The 19366-nt window shown below is 43.3% G+C and carries 15 protein-coding genes; 8 read left to right on the forward strand and 7 right to left on the reverse strand.

The features are described 5' to 3' along the window. The first annotated feature begins 21 nt into the window (after window positions 1-21). Both ACKI4H_RS08360 and ACKI4H_RS08365 read left to right on the forward strand, forming a co-directional pair. Window positions 22-1302 carry a 3-deoxy-D-manno-octulosonic acid transferase gene (locus tag ACKI4H_RS08360; RefSeq protein ID WP_407305035.1) on the forward strand — a complete coding sequence of 427 codons (1281 nt, stop codon included), beginning with the start codon at window positions 22-24 and terminating at the stop codon, window positions 1300-1302. Between the two features lie 208 nt (window positions 1303-1510). Next, window positions 1511-2224 (forward strand): 16S rRNA (uracil(1498)-N(3))-methyltransferase, encoded by a 714-nt coding sequence (locus ACKI4H_RS08365; protein WP_407305036.1) that lies wholly within the window; start codon window positions 1511-1513, stop codon window positions 2222-2224. Here ACKI4H_RS08365 and ACKI4H_RS08370 read toward each other — a convergent pair. Further along, window positions 2198-3184, reverse strand: coding sequence for a mechanosensitive ion channel family protein (locus ACKI4H_RS08370; RefSeq protein ID WP_407305037.1), 987 nt, complete (start codon window positions 3182-3184; stop codon window positions 2198-2200). The two genes, ACKI4H_RS08365 and ACKI4H_RS08370, sit on opposite strands and share 27 nt — an antisense overlap. Before the next feature lie 110 nt (window positions 3185-3294). Next, entirely contained in the window at window positions 3295-3876 is a 582-nt protein-coding gene (locus tag ACKI4H_RS08375) for a DUF805 domain-containing protein (protein ID WP_407305038.1), read from the reverse strand. Window positions 3877-4163: 287 nt separating this feature from the next. On the opposite strand from ACKI4H_RS08375, the gene acs reads away from it, so the two are divergent. Then, complete coding sequence (gene acs / locus ACKI4H_RS08380) at window positions 4164-6107, forward strand: acetate--CoA ligase (protein WP_407305039.1); 1944 nt, start codon at window positions 4164-4166, stop codon at window positions 6105-6107. Between the two features lie 132 nt (window positions 6108-6239). Then, on the forward strand, window positions 6240-7421 hold the full coding sequence (locus tag ACKI4H_RS08385) for an acyl-CoA dehydrogenase family protein (RefSeq protein ID WP_407305040.1): 1182 nt from the start codon (window positions 6240-6242) through the stop codon (window positions 7419-7421). A gap of 82 nt (window positions 7422-7503) precedes the next feature. Here the strand turns inward: ACKI4H_RS08385 and ACKI4H_RS08390 are convergent, their stop codons facing one another. From ACKI4H_RS08390 to msuE, 3 genes are all read right to left on the reverse strand, one after another. Beyond that, a complete protein-coding gene (locus tag ACKI4H_RS08390) occupies window positions 7504-8118 on the reverse strand; it encodes a riboflavin synthase subunit alpha (RefSeq protein WP_407305042.1) in 615 nt (204 codons plus the stop codon). A gap of 140 nt (window positions 8119-8258) precedes the next feature. Next, window positions 8259-9377 carry a dimethylsulfone monooxygenase SfnG gene (sfnG, locus tag ACKI4H_RS08395; RefSeq protein ID WP_407305043.1) on the reverse strand — a complete coding sequence of 373 codons (1119 nt, stop codon included), beginning with the start codon at window positions 9375-9377 and terminating at the stop codon, window positions 8259-8261. A gap of 29 nt (window positions 9378-9406) precedes the next feature. Further along, entirely contained in the window at window positions 9407-10141 is a 735-nt protein-coding gene (msuE, locus tag ACKI4H_RS08400; protein WP_407305044.1) for an FMN reductase, read from the reverse strand. Window positions 10142-10518: 377 nt separating this feature from the next. Here msuE and ACKI4H_RS08405 point away from each other — a divergent pair, with 377 nt between their 5' ends. Continuing rightward, window positions 10519-11169, forward strand: coding sequence for a response regulator (locus ACKI4H_RS08405; protein ID WP_407305063.1), 651 nt, complete (start codon window positions 10519-10521; stop codon window positions 11167-11169). Between the two features lie 97 nt (window positions 11170-11266). On the opposite strand, the gene ACKI4H_RS08410 is transcribed toward ACKI4H_RS08405, so the two are convergent. After that, window positions 11267-12034, reverse strand: a complete 768-nt coding sequence (locus ACKI4H_RS08410) for a hypothetical protein (RefSeq protein WP_407305045.1) — start codon at window positions 12032-12034, stop codon at window positions 11267-11269. A gap of 414 nt (window positions 12035-12448) precedes the next feature. Continuing rightward, window positions 12449-15940 carry a PAS-domain containing protein gene (locus tag ACKI4H_RS08415; protein WP_407305046.1) on the reverse strand — a complete coding sequence of 1164 codons (3492 nt, stop codon included), beginning with the start codon at window positions 15938-15940 and terminating at the stop codon, window positions 12449-12451. Window positions 15941-16125: 185 nt separating this feature from the next. On the opposite strand from ACKI4H_RS08415, the gene ACKI4H_RS08420 reads away from it, so the two are divergent. The 3 genes from ACKI4H_RS08420 (at window position 16126) to ACKI4H_RS08430 (ending at window position 19174) form a co-directional block, all read left to right on the forward strand. Then, window positions 16126-16458, forward strand: coding sequence for a DUF485 domain-containing protein (locus tag ACKI4H_RS08420; RefSeq protein WP_407305047.1), 333 nt, complete (start codon window positions 16126-16128; stop codon window positions 16456-16458). Between the two features lies 1 nt (window position 16459). After that, window positions 16460-18175: a cation acetate symporter gene (locus ACKI4H_RS08425; protein ID WP_407305049.1), complete on the forward strand. Its 1716-nt coding sequence runs from the start codon at window positions 16460-16462 to the stop codon at window positions 18173-18175. 306 nt (window positions 18176-18481) lie between these two features. Next, entirely contained in the window at window positions 18482-19174 is a 693-nt protein-coding gene (locus ACKI4H_RS08430) for an ion channel (protein WP_407305051.1), read from the forward strand. Window positions 19175-19366 lie beyond the last annotated feature (192 nt).

The following is a 19366-nucleotide window of genomic DNA, read 5'->3' on the forward strand; positions in this document are numbered from 1 at the left end:
ACACAATTTGAGGCAACTTGTTTGGCTACTCCTTTTTGGTATAACGCAGCATTATCAATCATTAAACCATTGTATCAATGGCAGATCAAAAAACGTGCGTTAAATATGGAGCAGTTGCAGCAAGAGTGTCTTGAGCGTTTTGGACCCTTCCAGCCGCCTAAAAACCTGAATGCCATCTGGTTTCATGTCGTGTCGGTGGGCGAAACCAATGCGGCCCAACCTTTAATTGAACATTATTTAAAATTGGGTCATGCAGTTTTAGTGACTAACACCACCAAGACCGGACAGGCTCGGGCGAAATCACTGTTTTTAAAAGCACCCTATGAGCATCTGTTCCAGGCCGTGTATTTGCCTGCAGATCAGAAACCCGTGGTTCAGGCGTTTTATCAAAAATACCAGCCGAAATTATTGGTATTGGTAGAAACTGAAATTTGGCCGAATCTAATCGATCAAGCCCAGCGATTTAAAGTGCCGTGCTTACTGATCAATGCTCGACTTTCTGAAAAATCCGCCCAAGGTTACGGCAAAGTTCAAGGGCTGACCCGAGGCATGCTGAGTGGTTTAGACCAGCTATTGGCACAAGATCAAGCGACCTTAAAGCGTTTTCTGAATTTGGGCATGGCTGAAAATAAAAGTCAGGTCTTGGGTAGTATCAAATTTGATATTCATGCTCCTGAAAGCTTTATTCAGCAGGCACAGCAACTGAAGCAAAACTGGAATTTAGCATCACGTAAAGTCATCACCCTTGCCAGTACGCATGCGCCAGAAGAACAAAAACTCCTTAGGGCTTTACAGCCTTATCTTAGGCAACATCCAGAAATTGTGGTAATTATGGTGCCACGTCATCCGGAACGTTTTGATGAGGTATTTCAGCTTGTTCAAAATCTGGATTTAAATACTCAACGTCGTAGTTTGGGTGAATCAGTTCAGTCCAGTACCCAAGTATATTTAGCCGATAGTATGGGCGAAATGTGGCTGTGGTACGCCTTAAGTCAAGTCTGTTTTGTCGGTGGTTCATTGAATGAACCGGGCGGAGGACATAATATTTTAGAGCCAATTGCTTTAAATGTACCGACTGTTTTGGGAAAAAATTACTTTAACTTCCAGAGTATTGTTGACGAATTTTTGGCTGTCGGTGGTGTCAAAGTCGTCGATGAAGCAGAGCAGGCAGCGAAGGTATTAATGGAACTGTTATATGATTACGGGGCTGCAGAACAACTGAACCAGCAGGCGCAACAGATCATGTTTAAAAATACAGGCTCGTTGGCAAAGCATATTGCGGTGATTGATCAGTATCTTTAAAAATACTTTGGAATCAAGGCACTCAAGACCTTAAAATTCTGGTTAAGTTCTTATTTTTTTCATGTAGATCTTTTTACTTTTAAAGGATTAAGAGTAACAAAAATCTTTTGCAGTGCTCAAGGTACATCCTGTACCTCAGCATTACTGGCGACATACATGTCGCCTTCCTCGGTAGCATAGAGCATCACATTTTTTAAAGCTGAGTCTTATGAACATCGTCCTGCTTGACCCACGCCAAACTGAAACGGAAATCTGGTCGATTACCTCGAAACGTCAGCTTGAACATTTACGTATCCATGTCGATGTCCAAGTCGGAGACACATTAAAAGTGGGGATTCGTGAAGGGAAACGCTACCTGACTGAAATTGTGGAAGTGACCGAACAAGCCATAAAAGTAAAACCCATCAAAGAAGAAGCTGTTCCAGCGAAATTACCGGTAACTTTAATTGTCGCCATGCCGCGTCCGAAAGTACTACGCCGTTTAATTATGGATAGTGTCACGCTGGGGGTAGGGAAAATTATTCTTTTGCACAGTTATCGGGTAGATAAAAGCTATTGGCAAACCCCATTTTTAAAATTACTTGATCAATACATTACACTAGGTTTGGAACAGGCGGGTGATACCATTGCACCAAAAGTTGAAATCCATAAACGCTTTAAACCGTTTGTAGAAGATGTCTTGCCCGGTTTAATTACCGAGGAATGTCCAGCTTATGTGGCCCATCCTTATGCAGACATGAAAATGCCTTTTGCGATTGATCACCCCTGTAGTATTGTGATTGGTCCAGAGGGCGGTTTTATTCCTTATGAAGTGGATTTACTGATAAAAAACGGCTGCCAGGCAGTAAGCTTAGGCAGCCGTATTATTCGAACTGAAACCGTGATTGCTTATGTCTTAGGTCGTCTGTTTAGCGCGGGCTGACTCATCATCCTGTACCGAAGGATCACCACGATAGATCTTCACTTCCTGTACTGGATAAGGAATGGAAATATTATGTTCGGCAAAAGCCTGAATTACCCTTTCCTGTACCGCACTGACCGACGTTCCCATTCCTGTTTCAGTCGTATCCACCCACCAGAAGGCTTTTAGAGTGATCGAGAAGTCAGCCAGTGCAGTGACATTTACGCTAAACCCAGGCTGGCTAAGGATCGTTGGATCTTTATCTAGAATGGCAGTAATAATATCTTTGGCTTTTTGGATATCATCTTCATAACCAATACCGACCACAAATTCACAACGGCGGCGTTGATAAGCCGTATTGACCGTCACTGCACTGGTATACACGGTTGCATTGGGAATGACGATACGACGGCCATCGGGTGAACGCAAGAAAGTTGCACGAATCTGAATATCTTCCACCGTACCTTCCATGCCCGACACAATAATGTCATCACCAATTTTGAACGGTTCACCCAATAAAATCAGGATACCAGAAAGCAGGTTCTGGAAAATGTCCTTGAATGCGAAACCGATCGCGACCGAACCAATCCCCAAGGCACTCATGAGCTGACCCGGGGTGAATCCTGGAATGGCAATAACCATGGCAATCAGAAAACCAAAGAAAATAATCACTGAACTCCCCACCCGGTTGAGTACCAGAACCAGATTCTGTTTGGTATAGCTGCGGTCTGTTAAAGCTTTACGGACAAAAAATTTAAACAATTTTGACAGTAAATAAAAAATCGTAAACACTACAATTGCAATACAGATATAGGGTAACCGTTCCCAAAATGCCTCGACAAATTTATCGATGGTCGAATAGGCATCATTATATTTTGTTGTGTGTTCAAGCACGGTTTGAGCCGTTTTTTCACCTGCTTCATGCAACAGATCTGAGGTGCCTTGAGTCACCTCACTCAAGGCATTGTTTTTTTCAGCCACGGGTTTTCCGAATCATAAAAATTATGCATTATTTTGCCTGAAACTCAGCAATAATTTAACCAGCAATAAAGCACATTCCTCATCATTTTGTGGAAAAACTGTCAGCCTGTTTAAAAATATTGAGTGCCTTTTTGAATCACTTCTTGCGGCATCTCCAGTTCACCGGAACCGAACATATAAGACAGCATACTGCTTGAAGCCAAGAAACTTAACACCGTGATGATAATCATCAACCAGGCCAATATTTTTTCCCAAATTGGTGTTTCACGTGGCAAGCCATAGTCGTTGGGGCCTTTGGTGCCTGAAGCTAAAAGCAGATATAAACCCATAAAAATATTCAGCAGTGGTACCAGAAATAACAAGATCAGCCAGCCACTTCGGTTCAGATCGTGCAAACGACGTATTGTAATCACGATCAAAAAATAGATGTACAGCACCAAAATCACCAAGAAGCCGAGTCCTGCGAGTCCCGTAATTGTGTTCACAAACTGATTGTCGACCGACAGGGTATTCAGGTTAAAAATACCCATGGTCAAGCTCAGTGCCAAGGTGGCAAAGAAGGTAATTAAATGGACAAAGCCATACCAGCCAATTGAACTCAAACGACCAAAACGACCTTCTGGTGACAAGGGGCTATCTGATCTTTTCAGTTGAGTCCGGGAAAAAAAAGGAGATGAGTCTTGCGGGTTCATATGCTTTTTCCAGGTAAGAATGAGATAAGAAAATGGAGGTTGTGGTAAAGCAGTGAAAGTATTTTTTGTTAAATTATAAGATTAAATGAACAGATCAGATACGAATAAGACCATTTTTTTTGTTGTATACGATAAACAGTCTGTGTTTTAAATTATATAAACAAACTACGACCAAAGCAGGATTGATGCGGTTGAAAAATAATCGCCATACTGTGGATATGCAGTCAATAAAATCAATAACGTGGCATAGCATCTCGTGATGAGATGAAAAAAGCAAGGAAGTACCTATGAAAGAGATCTATCCTGTACCAGAAGAATTTAAAAAAACCGCTCGTACCAATGAGTCTGAATATTTCGAGCGTTATCAGAAATCCATTGATCAGCCTGATGAATATTGGGCAGAACAGGCCAATAAGCTGGACTGGATCAAACCTTTTAGCCAAGTCAAAAACACCAGTTTCGACAAGAATAATTTCAAGATCGAATGGTTTGCCGATGGACAGCTTAATCTCAGTGCCAATTGTCTAGACCGTCATTTAAAGGAACACCCGCATAAGCCGGCAATTATCTGGGAGGGCGATCATCCTTCACGGCATAAAATTATTTCCTTTAAAGAACTGCATGATGAAGTCTGCCGCTTTGCCAATGTATTAAAAAAACACGGCGTGACCAAAGGCGACCGTGTGATATTGTATATGCCAATGACCTCTGAAGCTGCCATTTCCATGCTCGCTTGTGCGCGGATTGGCGCGGTGCATTGTGTGGTTTTTGGGGGCTTTTCTCCAGACTCACTGGCCAGCCGGATTGAAGATAGTCAGGCAAAAATCGTGATTACTGCCGATTCTGGCATGCGTGGTGGCAAGCCAATTCCACTGAAAGAAAATGTCGATGCAGCACTTGAAGTACAGGGAACTGATTCTGTTCAAAATGTGATTGTGGTGCACCGTACCGGTAATCCGATTGAATTCAAGGAAGGCCGTGACCTGTGGTATCACATGGAAATCATGTCAGTCAATGAAATCTGTCCGCCTGAACCGATGAATGCTGAAGATCCTCTATTTATTCTGTATACCTCGGGTTCAACCGGCAAGCCAAAAGGTGTATTACATACCACAGGTGGGTATCTCACTTATGTGAACTCCACTTTTCGTGAAGTTTTTGATATCAAGCAGGATGATGTGTTCTGGTGTACCGCAGATGTCGGATGGATTACCGGGCATTCCTATGTGCTGTATGGGCCATTATCCAATGGAACAACAACAGTGATGTTTGAAGGCGTACCGCAATATCCGACTTGGGCGCGTACGGGTCATATTGTCGACAAGCATAACGTCACTATTCTCTATACCGCACCCACTGCAATTCGTGCCATGATGCGTGAAGGTGATGCCTTTGTCCGTGAGAGCGACCGCAGCAGCTTGCGTTTAATTGGATCAGTCGGTGAGCCGATTAATCCGGAAGCGTGGAACTGGTATTACACCGTAGTGGGTGAAAGTCGTTGTCCAATTGTCGATACCTGGTGGCAGACGGAAACCGGCGGGATTTTAATTTCACCCTTACCGGGTGCTACCGATTTAAAACCAGGTTCTGCAACACGACCATTATTTGGCATACAACCCGCCATTGTAGATGCAGAAGGCAAGGAACTGGAGGGTGAGGCGGAAGGTAACCTGATTATCAAGGATTCCTGGCCGGGGCAGATGCGCACCATATGGGGTGATCCTGAACGTTTTATCGAAGCCTATTTCTCGACTTATCCGGGAAATTATTTCACGGGTGATGGCGCACGCCGTGATAAAGATGGCTATTACTGGATTACAGGTCGCGTGGATGATGTACTTAATGTCTCAGGACACCGTTTAGGTACGGCAGAAGTGGAAAGTGCCTTGGTGGCGCATGAGCATGTCGCTGAAGCTGCGGTCGTTGGTATGCCACATGATATTAAAGGTCAGGGCATCTGTGCATTTGTTACCTTGCAGGCCGATTTTGAGGAATCTGACGAGCTGCGTAAGGAACTCATAAACTGGGTGCGTAAAGTATTAGGACCCGTCGCCACACCGGATGCCTTGCATTGGGCACCGGCTTTACCGAAAACCCGTTCCGGTAAAATTATGCGCCGTATTTTAAGAAAAATTGCCGCCAACGAACTGGATACATTAGGAGATACCTCAACATTGGCAGATCCACAGGTGGTGAACAATCTGATTGTGACCGTCTATCCTGATAAGTAAGTTATTTTATTTATGACCGCCTGCATTTTTCAGGCGGTATTTTTACTTTACGTATAAGGACTGCAGGCATTGAGATAAAGCAGCAAAAGTTCATCTGCTAAGCTAAAAACACAGGAATAATCAGACAATATTATGAATGCTTCAACCTCCTTAACCTCAGCCCATCCGATTGAGATCGCTAGACAACTTGCCGAAAAGTTTGCAACAACCGCTGCAGAACGTGACAAACAGGGTGGTAACCCAAAATCCGAGCGCGATTTAATTCGTCAAAGTGGTTTATTGGGGCTATCTATTCCCACCAAATATGGTGGACAAGGAGCAGCGTGGAAAACAATTTTTCAAACCATTCAGACCATTGCCCAAGTCGATAGTTCACTGGCACATGTCTATGGTTTTCATCATTTACTGATTGCAACGGTGCAACTATTTTCTCAACCTGAGCAATATGGAAAATGGTTTCAGCAAACCGCTCAAGAAAACCTGTTTTGGGGCAATACATTAAATCCACTGGATCGACGAACTACAGCCGTTAAAATCTCTGAAACTGAATATATCTTTCATGGCGATAAAAGCTTTTGTTCAGGCTCCATGGATTCAGATGTACTGCTTTGCTCAGGTTATAACGATGATGGAAAATTATTGATTGGGATGATTCCTACAGCGCGCGACGGGGTCAGCTTTTTAGGTGATTGGAACAATATGGGGCAACGCCAAACTGACAGCGGCACCAGTCATTTTGAGCAGGTCAAAATCCAGCATCATGAATTGCTGCTCAATCCGGGACCGCTGAGTACGCCGTATTCGAGCTTACGTCCTTTGGTGGCACAGTTAATCTTTGTGCATATGTTCTTGGGCGTAGCAGAAGGTGCCTTTGAAACAGCCAAACAAACAGTACAAACTCAAAAAGCATGGTCTAAATCTTTGGCTGAAAATGCAGTCAATGATCCCTTTACGCAAAAACACTTTGCCGAGTTTTATGTGCAGCTTGAGGGCGTACGTTTATTGGCCAATAAAGCGGTGCAGACCTTGCAGAAAGCCTGGGATATAGGCGAGGACTTAACAGCCGAGCAACGCGGTGAAGTCAGTATTGCCATTGCCACGGCAAAAATTGCTGCGACCAATACGTCACTGTATATCACGCAAAATATTTTTCAGGTGATGGGCGCACGTGCCACCACAGCCAAACTGAATCTAGACCGTTTCTGGCGCAATGTGCGTACCCAGACGCTGCATGACCCGATTGATTATAAATATCAGGAAGTAGGGGAATGGGTGTTGACCGGTAAAGTGCCTGATCCAAGTTTTTATTCTTGATTTAGCGGCCTATCCAAAGCTAAAAAAGCCTTTATTTAAAGGCTTTTTTAATAGAAGCAAAACAGGTCAAGAAAAACCCAGCTTAACGCTGATGGATATTTTCCAAGGTGTCAACCAAGGTTCTGGTCATTTGGTCAATTTCATAATTTACCTCGTCACCGACTTTGGCATCTTTCCATGTGGTTAAACGAAGCGTTTCAGGAATGAGATCAATCGAAATTTCACTCATTTCACGGTTAACACGGTTAATGGTGAGGCTGCAACCGTTTAGCCCTATAAAACCTTTTAGAAAGAAGTATTTGATATTACCGTCTGGAATCTGAAGGTCTATGTGGAAAGTTCCGCCACGCTGTTCCAGTTGCTTGATCAGGGCAGTACCTTCAATATGTCCATACAGGTTATGTCCGCCATTTTCTGCCCCCACTTTGGCAGAACGCTCAATATTGACCGCATCACCGGTTTTTAGATTCTTTAAGTTAGTGAGTGCTAGAGTGACATCAGAAATATCAAAATGAATTTGATTGAGTGCAGGATCAATGGTGGTGACTGTCAGACATACGCCATTAATCGCAACGCTTGCACCCATAAAAACATCGTCAAAAAAGTGCTGTTGGTTGCTTACCACAATCGTAATAAAACCATCGCTTTTTTTAATTTCAATGATTTTTTCCAAGCCTTGAACAATACCTGTATACATTGACATTTTCCTTATTCAGATGACTTCGATTGTAAGTAGCAATCTGGAATCTGACTACTGTATTTGCATAAAAAAACCCTCAGGCCGAGTCCTGAGGGGATGAAATGGGGTTAACGCATTATTATTATAATCTGACGGCCTTAAGCAGATTTTGCTTGTAGCTGCTCTGTTTGCTTGACTTCGAGTTCACGAACCAAAGGCAATACTTTCTGGCCAAAATATTCTACTTCCTCAATACAGTGCAAGAAGCCAGAAAGAACTAAGTCGACACCGATATTTTTAAGCACCAAAATACGTTCAGCAATTTGCTGCGGTGTACCAATCAGGTTGGTTTTAAAGCCATCGTTATACTGCACCAAATCTTCAAAACTTGATTTTGCCCAGTTGCCTTCACCTTCAGTAGTTGATGCACCGGCTTCGCGAGTGGCATCACCGAAGTTTTTTACCGCCTTGATGTTGGCTTTGTCGATAATTTCTTGCAGCACAGCTTTGGCTTCTTCTACTGTATCACGCGCAATAATGAAGGCATTGACGCCAATTTTTACCTGATGATTGTTGGCTTTAGCTTTTTCACGGATATCGTCAATCTGTTTTTTCAGCTCTTCAGGCGTGTTGCCATTAGTGAAGTACCAATCGGATACGCTTGCTGCCATGTCACGTGCTGCACGTGAGCTGCCACCTTGGAAAATCTCAACCGGCTTGTTTGGCAGTGGCTGTGGACGTAGCGTGTAATCTTTAAACTGATAGAATTTGCCATCAAAATTAAAGTTATCTGTATTCCAAATACCACGTAAACTGCGAATAAATTCTTCTGAACGGGCATAACGCTGATCGTGTTCTGGCCATTCTTCGCCAATTGCATCAAATTCACCACGGAACCAGCCACTGACCACATTAATCGCGATACGGCCATTGGTCATTTGGTTAATGCTGGCCAATTGTTTTGCTGCAAGAGCAGGTTTCCAAGGCCCGGGTAAAATTGCTGCAATCAGTTTGATTTTTTCAGTTTTCGCCAATAGCGCATGACTGAAGCTGACCGATTCATGCTGGTTTTCTGCGCCGTAGCTTGAAGCAAAACGAATCTGGGTTAAACCGTATTCGAAACCGCTCTTTTCTGCTGCTTGGGCTAAGCGGACGTTGTACTCATAGCTCCAATCTGTGCGCTGTTCGATGTTGCTGACCACGAAACCGCCGCTGACATTTGGTACCCAATAGGCAAATTTTACGTTGTTGTCTTGCTGTGTTTGTTGTTGTGACATATTTAAACCCTCGAGTTGGAAGTCGCTGATTAAGCGACTTGAGTCTTCGGTGCTTTTTTGCTGTGCAAGCGTGATTCTGCTGCATCTAGGCTTGGCACTGCCGCAGAAGGAAGCACTTCTTCCTGCTCGATTTGTTTATTAATGCCCAAGTTTTGGTTGGCTTGTTGGGTTTTCTCTTTGATCACTTCCGCGCGTTGACCTTTAGCGGGCGCCCATTCAAGGATTGGTAGCGCACGTGCCACGGCTAAAGTAATACGGTCACGCAAGAATTCGCTGTGAATGGTGTATTCAGGCGTGAAATCGCGGTCAGTCGCGTAAACACCAATTGGCAAAGTTTGCGCCTGGAAGAAGCTAAACAATGGACGTAATTGGTGCTCAAGCACCAATGCATGACGTTCTGAGCCACCAGACGCTGCAAGGAGCACAGGTACATCCACCAGTGCTGTTTGTTCAACGAAGTCAAAGAAATGTTTAAACAGACCGGTAAATGATGCACGGTACACCGGTGTACCGACAATCAGGGCATCTGCTGCTTCTACGGCAGCCAAGTCGTCTTGTACGCGTTGGGGTAATTGATTGCGGTAGATCGCCCCGCCCATCAATTGACCAATTTCGCTAAATTTAATGAAATGTACATTAATCGGAGTGGCTTCACCCAGTTCGTCCAGAATTGCTTGAACCAGCGCTTCAGTTTTAGATGGATTATTTAAGCCGCCAGATACAGCAACAATATTTAAGGGTTTTTGTGTATTTAAAATAGACATTTTGGAATGACCTAAAGCAATAAAATCTCGGAATGTGTTTATTAATCAACAGTTGGCATATGCTGTAAAATAAGCAAATACAGAAAAGTTATCTGATTTTAAGATATAACGAAAATTGTGATTAACTGGCGTTTTAAGGCTTGTTAATTATTTGATTTATAGGTTTATCTTGATTGTTAATAAGCATTTTTCTTTAGACGATAAAATTTATATGAAAAAGTGATTAGATTGAAAGAAATTAAGAAAATGCATAATTTTGCCAATTTGTGAGTGTGAATATCGGCTTAAATGTAAAAATAGTGAGATCTTGCATATCCTTAAATGCGTGACTATGGTTAGAATAGAAACCACTGTGCACAAGATCCTTCATGTCGCTTATGAATATTTTAATCGTTGATGACCATCCGTTGTTTCGTCATGCCTTGATTCAGGCTGTTCGTTACAGCTTACCGCAAGCTCAAATTCATGAAACAGCTGCAGTAAATGAGTTGTACGAACGCTTAGATAACGGACCAGAACCGGATTTGGTTTTATTGGATTTAAATTTACCAGGAGCTTCGGGTTTTTCAGCTTTGGTTCACGTGCGTGCACAATATCCCTCAATTCCAATTATTGTGGTTTCTGCTCATGAAGACACTTCAATTATTCAACGTGCCATTGCGCATGGTGCAATGGGCTATATTCCTAAATCGGCACATCCAAGCCATATTGGTGAAGCTATTCGCCAAGTGCTGGAAGGTGATATCTGGTTACCGCCAAACCTGCCTGCCAACCTGAATTTTGATCCACGTGCCGCAGATGAAACTGCTCTGGCAGAACGTATTCAATCACTTACACCACAACAGTTCCGTGTTTTGATGATGGTCGCTGAAGGTTTATTGAATAAACAGATTGCTTATGAGCTTGAGGTTTCTGAAGCAACCATTAAAGCCCACGTCACTGCAATTTTCCGTAAATTAAGTGTGCAAAACCGTACCCAGGCGGTATTGGCGATCAGTGCTTTAAATATTGAAGAAAAGAAAATGTAATTTGCTGAACACCGCATTGAACGAAAAAGGCACTGGATTTAAGTGCCTTTTTTATTGCGAGGGATGGGTCGAAATTCAAAGTATTTAACCCTTTTGATTAGGCGACATAGCTTTGTCTGGGGGTATGGTCGGTGCAAAACAGGGGATTTAATGCACATTGCAGATCATCAATTTGCTCTTGAGATACATATGCTTTTTCTTTCAGATATTCAGCCACGCTTTCATCTCGCAAACTTAAAAATGCTGCATCATATACGCCTAAATCGACAAATAAAGCCGCGGTTTCCAAGCTGTTAAAACGATCTAAATAGACATCACTACCATACAGCAGGAAAATATGATCTTCATTGGCATGCGCATTTACCCCTAAGTGTTTTGCCAATTCCAAAGGTGGGGTTTTAATGAAAAGCAGATCAGACATTTCATCAAATTGTGTAGTATCCAGCAGATTTTCATCGGTTTTGACTTTGCCAAGCCATGCTTTAAATACCAGCACCGCACCCCCACGCAATAGCATGCTCCAAATCTGGTGACGTACTGCGTCGCTTAAGTCTTGAGATTCGGCTTTCAAGGATTGAAGCAGCTTCTCTTCTTGTTCAGCAAGTCGATCAAATAGACCCAAACCCTGAGGTTTATAGGCTGCGGGACTGAAGACATCAAAATTCAACTCATCAAACACCTGTAATGCAAGCGGAACTGCACTTTGATACAACGTGTCTAAGGCTTGGATATGACTATCTTTTAAGTGGCTGGGCTTAAATAGTTCAGTCCATTGAATTTCAGGCAACAGGGCATTGGCGCCGTATTGACGGTAAAATTGTTGCGATTGATCTACACCAAGACTTCCGGTTTCAGAAATATTCATCTTAAACTCCTGTATTTTTCTAGGATGATCAGCTTCTGAAACAGTTTTTGACGCGCATACTGATAGAGAGGTTGAACTGATCATTTGTTGCTCTTATATATGAGCCAGGACGTTGGCGAACGGAATACGACTAAAGTTTTAAAGTGGATTTTTATTAGAAAAACACTTTTAATATTAATATATTGTGAAATTGTAACTAATTATACAAGTGTATATTTTTATTTTGATACTCTTTGCCATAGAAATGTCGGGTTGGTATTTTTGGTCAATGCAATAGCGATTAAAATAAGAATTTTTGGACAGTTTTGCCTAGATGGAAAATTAAATTGCCAGTACACGTAATTATAGGTGTGTTTGTGTAAAAAACGTCCATTTCAGCAATCTGAAATGGACGTCTGATTTTACATTTCAGGCTTAAGGAGTGGAAATTTTTAAGCCCGATAACCAGGAACGAAGCGATGCCGGTTTTAACGGTTTTTTCAGCAGCACAATATTCAGCTCTTTCAAATATTGTGGAAGTTCTGGATCTGAATCCGCGGTAATCAGTGCCACCGGAACTTGCTCTTGACGATTTTCCAGAATGAAATCGAGACCAATTTTACCGTTATTTAAATGCTGGTCGACCAGCCACACCTGAATGTTTTCTTGCTGAATAAGTTCTAACGCCTGTTCAGGTTCAGTCGCTTTAAACACTTGGTAACCCCATTTGGTCAGCAAGGTCGACATGCCTTCCAGAATGGTTTCATCATTGTCCAAGCATAAAATTTTATAGGCTTTGCTTTTCAGCGGAATTGCCTGAACTGGCGTTGCCACCACTTTCGGTGCTTCCACAATTGGTACTTCAATCATGAAGCAAGAGCCTTTGCCATATTCAGAATAGACATGTACCGGGTAGTCCAGCAGGCTAGTCATGCGTTGTACAATGGCTAAGCCAAGTCCCAGCCCCTGTTCTCCCCAAGGTGAGGTATGGCCGCAGCGTTCGAACTCCTGGAACAGCTTAATTCGCTGTTCTTCAGCAATCCCCGGACCGGTGTCCCAAACCCCAATGCGAATATGGTTAGGTTTTTCTGCAGAACGTAGTATACCGACAACCACTTTACCTTTAGCGGTATAACGCAAGGCATTACTGACGAAGTTTTGAATAATACGGCGAATCCATTGCGGATCGGTATCAATCCAGAATTGCACATCATGCACACTGAATTTAATCCCGCGTTGCGCAGCAATGGATTTAAATTGCAGTTCTAAATCACTGAGCAAGTCATGCAGGGGATAAGACTGACGCTTTGGTTGAATGGTACCACCTTCCAGCCGGGCAATATCCAGCAAGGCAGATAGCATGCTTTCTGCACCATGCAAGGCACGATCCAGCTGTTGCAGGGTCTTTCGGTCTTCATCCGACTGCACGCTTTGTTCCAAAGCGGTACTAAACAACCGCGCGGCATGCATCGGTTGTAACAAGTCATGACTGGCTGCTGCAATAAAGCGACTTTTTGACATATTGGCGCGGTCAGCTTGTTCACGTGCCAGTTGCTGCTCGGAAAGCGCATTGGCAAGCTGCTGGGTTCGATCCTGAACGCGTCCTTCAAGCTTGGCTTCATTTTCACGGAACGCAGTAATGTCGGCAAAAGTGGTGACAAAACCACCGCCTTCAATCGGATTGCCACGCATCTGAATCACTCGGCCATCTTTACGGATCCGTTCAAATTCATGGGCGCTACCCACAGCCATCCAGTGAATCCGTTTACGTACATGTTCTTCAACTGAACCCGGACCGCATTCACCACGTTCTGCGTTATAGCGAATTAAATCCGCAATCGGGCAGCCGACGTAGACAATGTCCTTTGGATAATCGAACAGTTTCAGGTACTGATTATTCCAGGCGACCAGACACATATTTTCATCAACTACACTCACCCCTTGGGTCATATGGTCAATCATGGTCATGATCAGGTTTTGATTAAAACGTTGCCACTGTGATGCCTGATCCAGAATATTCGCCACCTGACCCAGAGCCAAACCATTATTGACCATTGCAGTGGTGAGCAGGGTACGGGCAGAAGCGGAACCGATGGTCCCTGCAAGATACTGTTCGGTGAAGCGCCACCACATGCCATTGGCACTGCTGTTTTCATTCAGGATGACATTGTTTTGCGTACAAAATTGGCGGAAAGCTTGTGTGGTAGGGCCTTCACCGGTAATCCGTTTGGCCAAGGCAATTAAATCTCCGACTTTTAGACGGGCAACATCATGCTGCAGATAATTAATATCACTGGTCGTACTGTGAGTGGGTAAAGGCTTGGTTTCATAATAGAAGAAACTTTCTGCCTGAATCTGTTCTGCAATACTAGGACGGAAAATTCGAGACACCCACACATAGAGCAGGATATTCAGGCCTAGAGACCACACTACCCCATGGGTCAGTGGGGCAAAAGATTGAAAACCGAGCAATGCTTCTGGACGTAACCAGTTAATCCCAAAAGGTCCCAGGCTCAGTAATTGTTGGGTAAACTGGCTATATTCTGCAGGCAAACTATGCAGCACAGTTGGAAATAGCAAGGTATAGGCCCACATCACAAAGCCGGTAATCAGACCTGCATAGACCCCTTGTTTACTGCCCCCACGCCAATAAAGTCCGCCAATCAGGGCAGGAGAGAATTGTGCCACGGCACTAAATGCGAGCAAACCAAAAACAGAAAGCTGGTCAATGTCATTAAAGAAATGGAAGAATAGAAAGCCCAGGAGCATGACGGCTAAAATACAAACGCGACGGGTAAATTTTAATACCAAGGGCAGACGTTTGTCGTGACGTGAAAGGATACCTGTGCGCCAGAGTGCCGGCATGATCAGGTCATTACTGAGCATGATTGACAAAGCGACTGACGATACCAGCAGCATACCTGTGGAGGCAGAAAACCCCCCCAGAAAGGCCAATAAGGTCAACCATTCCTGATTATAACTGAGCGGTAAGGATAGAACGGCAACATCGGGGATGGCTAAAAAGTGCGGTGCAGCATGTAATGCCCAACTGGCAATCGGAATAATCGCGATGGTGGTGAGAATTAGATAAGCTGCAAACCAGCGACGTGCTCCGCGGATATGTTTTTCATCACGTAGTTCAACCACAGCCACATGGAATTGGCGCGGCAAACAAATGATCGCCAGAGCTGCCAATATCGTTTGTATCCAAAAAGTTTCCGGTACACCAAACAGTTGTACCTCTTGAAAGGTATCGACAACATCACTTGAAATTTGTTTTAAATTTCCCGGGGAATCAAACACAAAAAATAAGGCAACACAGAGCAAAGCAAACAGTTTAACAAAAGATTCAAACGCAACCGCCAACATTAAACCGCCATGTTGTTCGGTATTGGCGATTTGCCGGGTGCCAAAAATCATGGCCAAAATGGCCAATACCCCAGTCAAGAACAGCACGCCATTGGTGGTGCTTTCTATGCCAGAATCCTGTTGCAGAATTACCGCGGCACTTAGGGCAATTGCTCTCAGCTGTAAGGCCAGATAGGGAATAATCGCGATGACCGCAAGAATGGTGACCAGGGAGGCCAAAGTCCCACTTTTGCCATAACGGGCGGCAACAAAGTCGGCAATAGAGGAAATGGCATGATGCTGGCGTACTCGACCCAAGCGTCGCCAAATATCGTAACCGATCCCGACAAAGATCAAGGGACCCAGGTAAATTGGCAGGAAGATAATTCCTTCACGAACAGCGGCACCGGTCGCGCCATAGAATGTCCATGATGAACAATAAACCCCTAAAGTCAAACTAAAAAGTAGCATGCGACCACGGGTACTTAATCGACTCGCGTGTTTTTCCCCAAAAAATGCACAGATAAAAAGTAATGCGATATAGAGGGCGAGAACCCCGATGATGAGCCAGCTGTTCATATTGCCTACAGTGTAAAACTATAGGGTAATGATACCCCATCTGATAATCTGGCTGCTTTAATTGATCAAAATTTAACGACCAAAGTATTAATTACAAACACCTAACAAGATTGTTAAGTTATACAACGTAATAATTCGAATTAAAAAATAGCGCCTAAGGCTGGGCGAAAACAGGAGTATGGGTTATGGATGAGAGACAGGTAGAGCAAATTCTACAAAATCCGAAATTTAAACAGATGGTCAGTAAAAAAAGCACACTAAGCTGGACACTTACAGCAATTATGTTGTTCGTCTATGTGGGTTTCATGCTACTCGTCGGTTATAACAAAGAATTTTTAATGAGTTCTTTTAGCGGTGGTGTAACAACATGGGGAATACCACTAGGTCTAAGCATCATCGTATTATCATTTCTACTTTGTGGGGTGTATTCCTATATTGCCAACAACACGTTAGACCCGTTAACAAAAGAAGCAATGAAAGAAGTAGAAGCAATTGCCAAAGCAAAAGGACCTCACTAATATGAAATGGAATTCATTGAAGGCTCAAACCCTTGCAGCCTCCACACTGCTGATGTCGGGCATGGCCATGGCTGGCCCAGATCTCGGAGTTGCTGAACAACAGGCGACCAACTGGCATGCGATTATCATGTTCGTGATTTTTGTTGCTTTTACCTTGGTGATTACCAAATGGGCAGCGAAGCAAACCACCAGTACCACAGATTTCTATACTGCCGGTGGTGGTATCTCGGGTTTCCAAAATGGTTTGGCCATTGCCGGCGACTATATGTCGGCTGCTTCATTCCTGGGTATTTCTGCACTTGTTTTCAGTTCAGGTTTTGACGGTTTACTTTACTCACTTGGTTTCATGGTGGGCTGGCCAATCGTATTGTTCCTGGTCGCTGAACGTCTACGTAATCTCGGTAAATTCAACTTATCTGACGTGGTATCTTTTCGTTTATCAGAAAAACCAGTACGTACCTTGGCGGCTGTGAGCTCACTTGTAGTGGTTGCGTTCTACCTCATCGCTCAGATGGTCGGTGCAGGACAGCTGATCAAACTGCTCTTTGGTTTGAATTACAATATTGCAGTGGTGATTGTTGGCTTGCTGATGATGGCTTACGTAATGTTCGGCGGTATGCTGGCAACCACTTGGGTTCAGATCATCAAAGCAGTGATGTTACTTTCAGGTGCGACCTTTATGGCATTTATGGTCATGAAAGGCGTGGGCTTTAGTTTCACTGAAATGTTTGAACAATCGATTCAAATCTTCGCTAAAGTACATGATGTAAGTTTGGCTGAAGCCAGCAATATCATGGGTCCAGGTAAGCTTGCAGCCAATCCGATTGATGCAATCTCTCTCGGTCTTGCATTGATGTTTGGTACCGCAGGTTTACCGCATATTTTAATGCGTTTCTTTACGGTGAAAGATGCCAAAGAAGCACGTAAATCAGTGGTTGTTGCAACAGGTTTTATTGGATATTTCTACCTTTTAACCTTCATCATTGGTTTCGGTGCGATCATGTATGTATCGAATAATCCGCAATTCCTTGATGTGGCGAAAATGGCAGTGACTGGCAAGTTAGAGCTGGTTGGCGGTAACAACATGGCTGCGGTGCACTTGAGTGATGCGCTTGGCGGTGACTTGTTCATGGGCTTTATTTCAGCGGTGGCATTCGCAACGATTCTTGCAGTGGTTGCCGGTTTGACCTTGTCTGGTGCTTCAGCAATTTCACATGACTTGTATGCAAACGTATTCAGGAAAGGCCAAACTACGCCTGAATCTGAACTTCGTATGTCAAAAATCGCGACTTTAGGTCTTGCAATTTTTGCGATGATTTTGGGTATTTTGTTCGAGAAGCAAAACGTTGCCTTCATGGTCGGTTTGGCATTCTCGGTGGCTGCATGTGCCAACTTCCCGGTACTGGTACTCTCCATGTTCTGGAAAGGTTTGACCACACGCGGTGCAGTCATTGGTGGTGTTGTGGGGCTATCTCTTGCCGTGCTTTTGATTATTCTATCTAAAGCCGTTTGGGTGGATACATTAGGTATCTCTGATACACCAATCAATCCGTTTAATGGTCCTGCGATCTTCGCTATGCCATTGTCATTCTTCTGCTGCTGGTTGTTCTCTGTGACTGATAATTCAGCACGTGCACAAGCAGAGCGTAAGGCATTTGACGCACAGTATGTTCGTTCAATGACAGGTATTGGCGCATCAGGTGCATCTGATCACTAAGAATTAAAAGTGAACTGATAAAAAAGTCCCTCATGGGACTTTTTTATTGTCTAGAAATTTAAGATGCGCTTTATTAATAGATATTTGTTGCAGATTTAATCTGTTTGTTTAAGGCTAATCTTGAATTTTTCGCCTTAGAGCATTGCATGCTTAAAATTTAGCTGAGAAGCATGTGTGAGTGAATTTTATCGAAAAATTTCATACAAATGTGTCATTCGTATACTTCTGTATTCATGCTAAGTTGATCCGATCAAAAAGAAAGAAAACCGCATGTTCAACAAAAACAGCAATCTCTTGGAGGGGTAAATGCAGGCGCTTAGGGATGTTTGGAAAAATTTTCGCTTATTACCTTCAGCGTGGCTGATCTTGTTGCAATTTATCATTTTAATATTATCGGTGGCCGGTAATTACAGTGCGACTTATCGAACCTTGACCTGGCTTTTGGGTGTTCTGGTTTTACTGGTGATTGCCAAAGTCATTCGACAAACACCGATGTTTACGATTTTAGGCCTGAGTTTTGTCGGGGGAGCGGTAATTTTTTCTTCAATGATTCTATGGGGCCTAGATCATCCTATGATTCAGGTGATCGCCCATTGTTTTGAGGCTGCAGCCTATTTTAGTGCTGCCTATGGTTTATTGCGTTATATGTTTGAAGACCGTTACTTAACCCGAGATGAACTATTCGCTGCCGCTGCAGTATTTACGCTACTTGCTTGGGGCTTTGCTTTTTTATATAACATTTGCCAGCTACTGGTGCCGGGTAGTTTTCATAATCCAAATATGAGCGGTTTACAAAGCTGGCTGAATTTATTGTTTTTAAGTTTTAGTTTGCAGTCGGCAACCGGCTTGTCTGATTTAATGCCGATGAGTGTACCTGCACGTGTGTTGGCAATGCTGCAAATGTTTTTTGGCGTCATGTACCTGGCTTTGATTGTTTCGCGTTTAATCGCTCTGCAATACATTGCACACTTACCCAATCGTAACAAGAATAATAAATAATCTAAAGTTGTGACTAGGTTATATGAATTTAAATTAATGATTTATATTATTAATTTATGATGTGTTTGAGTTTTAATTTAATTCATCTTTTATTTATCTTCGATAAATGCTTTGTTTGACCGCTTGGTCTGTCCCATTAATTAAAATATAAAATTGAGGATGTATGCTTTCCAAAAAACCATCCTGATTTGC

This window comes from Acinetobacter sp. (assembly GCF_045628685.1).
Classification (GTDB): domain Bacteria; phylum Pseudomonadota; class Gammaproteobacteria; order Pseudomonadales; family Moraxellaceae; genus Acinetobacter.

Bases quoted from the DNA above. Each gene is read 5' to 3' on its own strand.
- ACKI4H_RS08375 (WP_407305038.1), bottom strand. From the start codon at position 3,876: ATGAACCCGCAAGACTCATCTCCTTTTTTTTCCCGGACTCAACTGAAA.
- msuE (WP_407305044.1), bottom strand. From the start codon at position 10,141: ATGTCTATTTTAAATACACAAAAACCCTTAAATATTGTTGCTGTATCT.
- ACKI4H_RS08390 (WP_407305042.1), bottom strand. From the start codon at position 8,118: ATGTATACAGGTATTGTTCAAGGCTTGGAAAAAATCATTGAAATTAAA.
- ACKI4H_RS08405 (WP_407305063.1), top strand. From the start codon at position 10,519: ATGAATATTTTAATCGTTGATGACCATCCGTTGTTTCGTCATGCCTTG.
- ACKI4H_RS08410 (WP_407305045.1), bottom strand. From the start codon at position 12,034: ATGAATATTTCTGAAACCGGAAGTCTTGGTGTAGATCAATCGCAACAA.
- ACKI4H_RS08420 (WP_407305047.1), top strand. From the start codon at position 16,126: ATGGATGAGAGACAGGTAGAGCAAATTCTACAAAATCCGAAATTTAAA.
- ACKI4H_RS08365 (WP_407305036.1), top strand. From the start codon at position 1,511: ATGAACATCGTCCTGCTTGACCCACGCCAAACTGAAACGGAAATCTGG.
- acs (WP_407305039.1), top strand. From the start codon at position 4,164: ATGAAAGAGATCTATCCTGTACCAGAAGAATTTAAAAAAACCGCTCGT.
- sfnG (WP_407305043.1), bottom strand. From the start codon at position 9,377: ATGTCACAACAACAAACACAGCAAGACAACAACGTAAAATTTGCCTAT.
- ACKI4H_RS08415 (WP_407305046.1), bottom strand. From the start codon at position 15,940: ATGAACAGCTGGCTCATCATCGGGGTTCTCGCCCTCTATATCGCATTA.
- ACKI4H_RS08430 (WP_407305051.1), top strand. From the start codon at position 18,482: ATGCAGGCGCTTAGGGATGTTTGGAAAAATTTTCGCTTATTACCTTCA.
- ACKI4H_RS08385 (WP_407305040.1), top strand. From the start codon at position 6,240: ATGAATGCTTCAACCTCCTTAACCTCAGCCCATCCGATTGAGATCGCT.
- ACKI4H_RS08425 (WP_407305049.1), top strand. From the start codon at position 16,460: ATGAAATGGAATTCATTGAAGGCTCAAACCCTTGCAGCCTCCACACTG.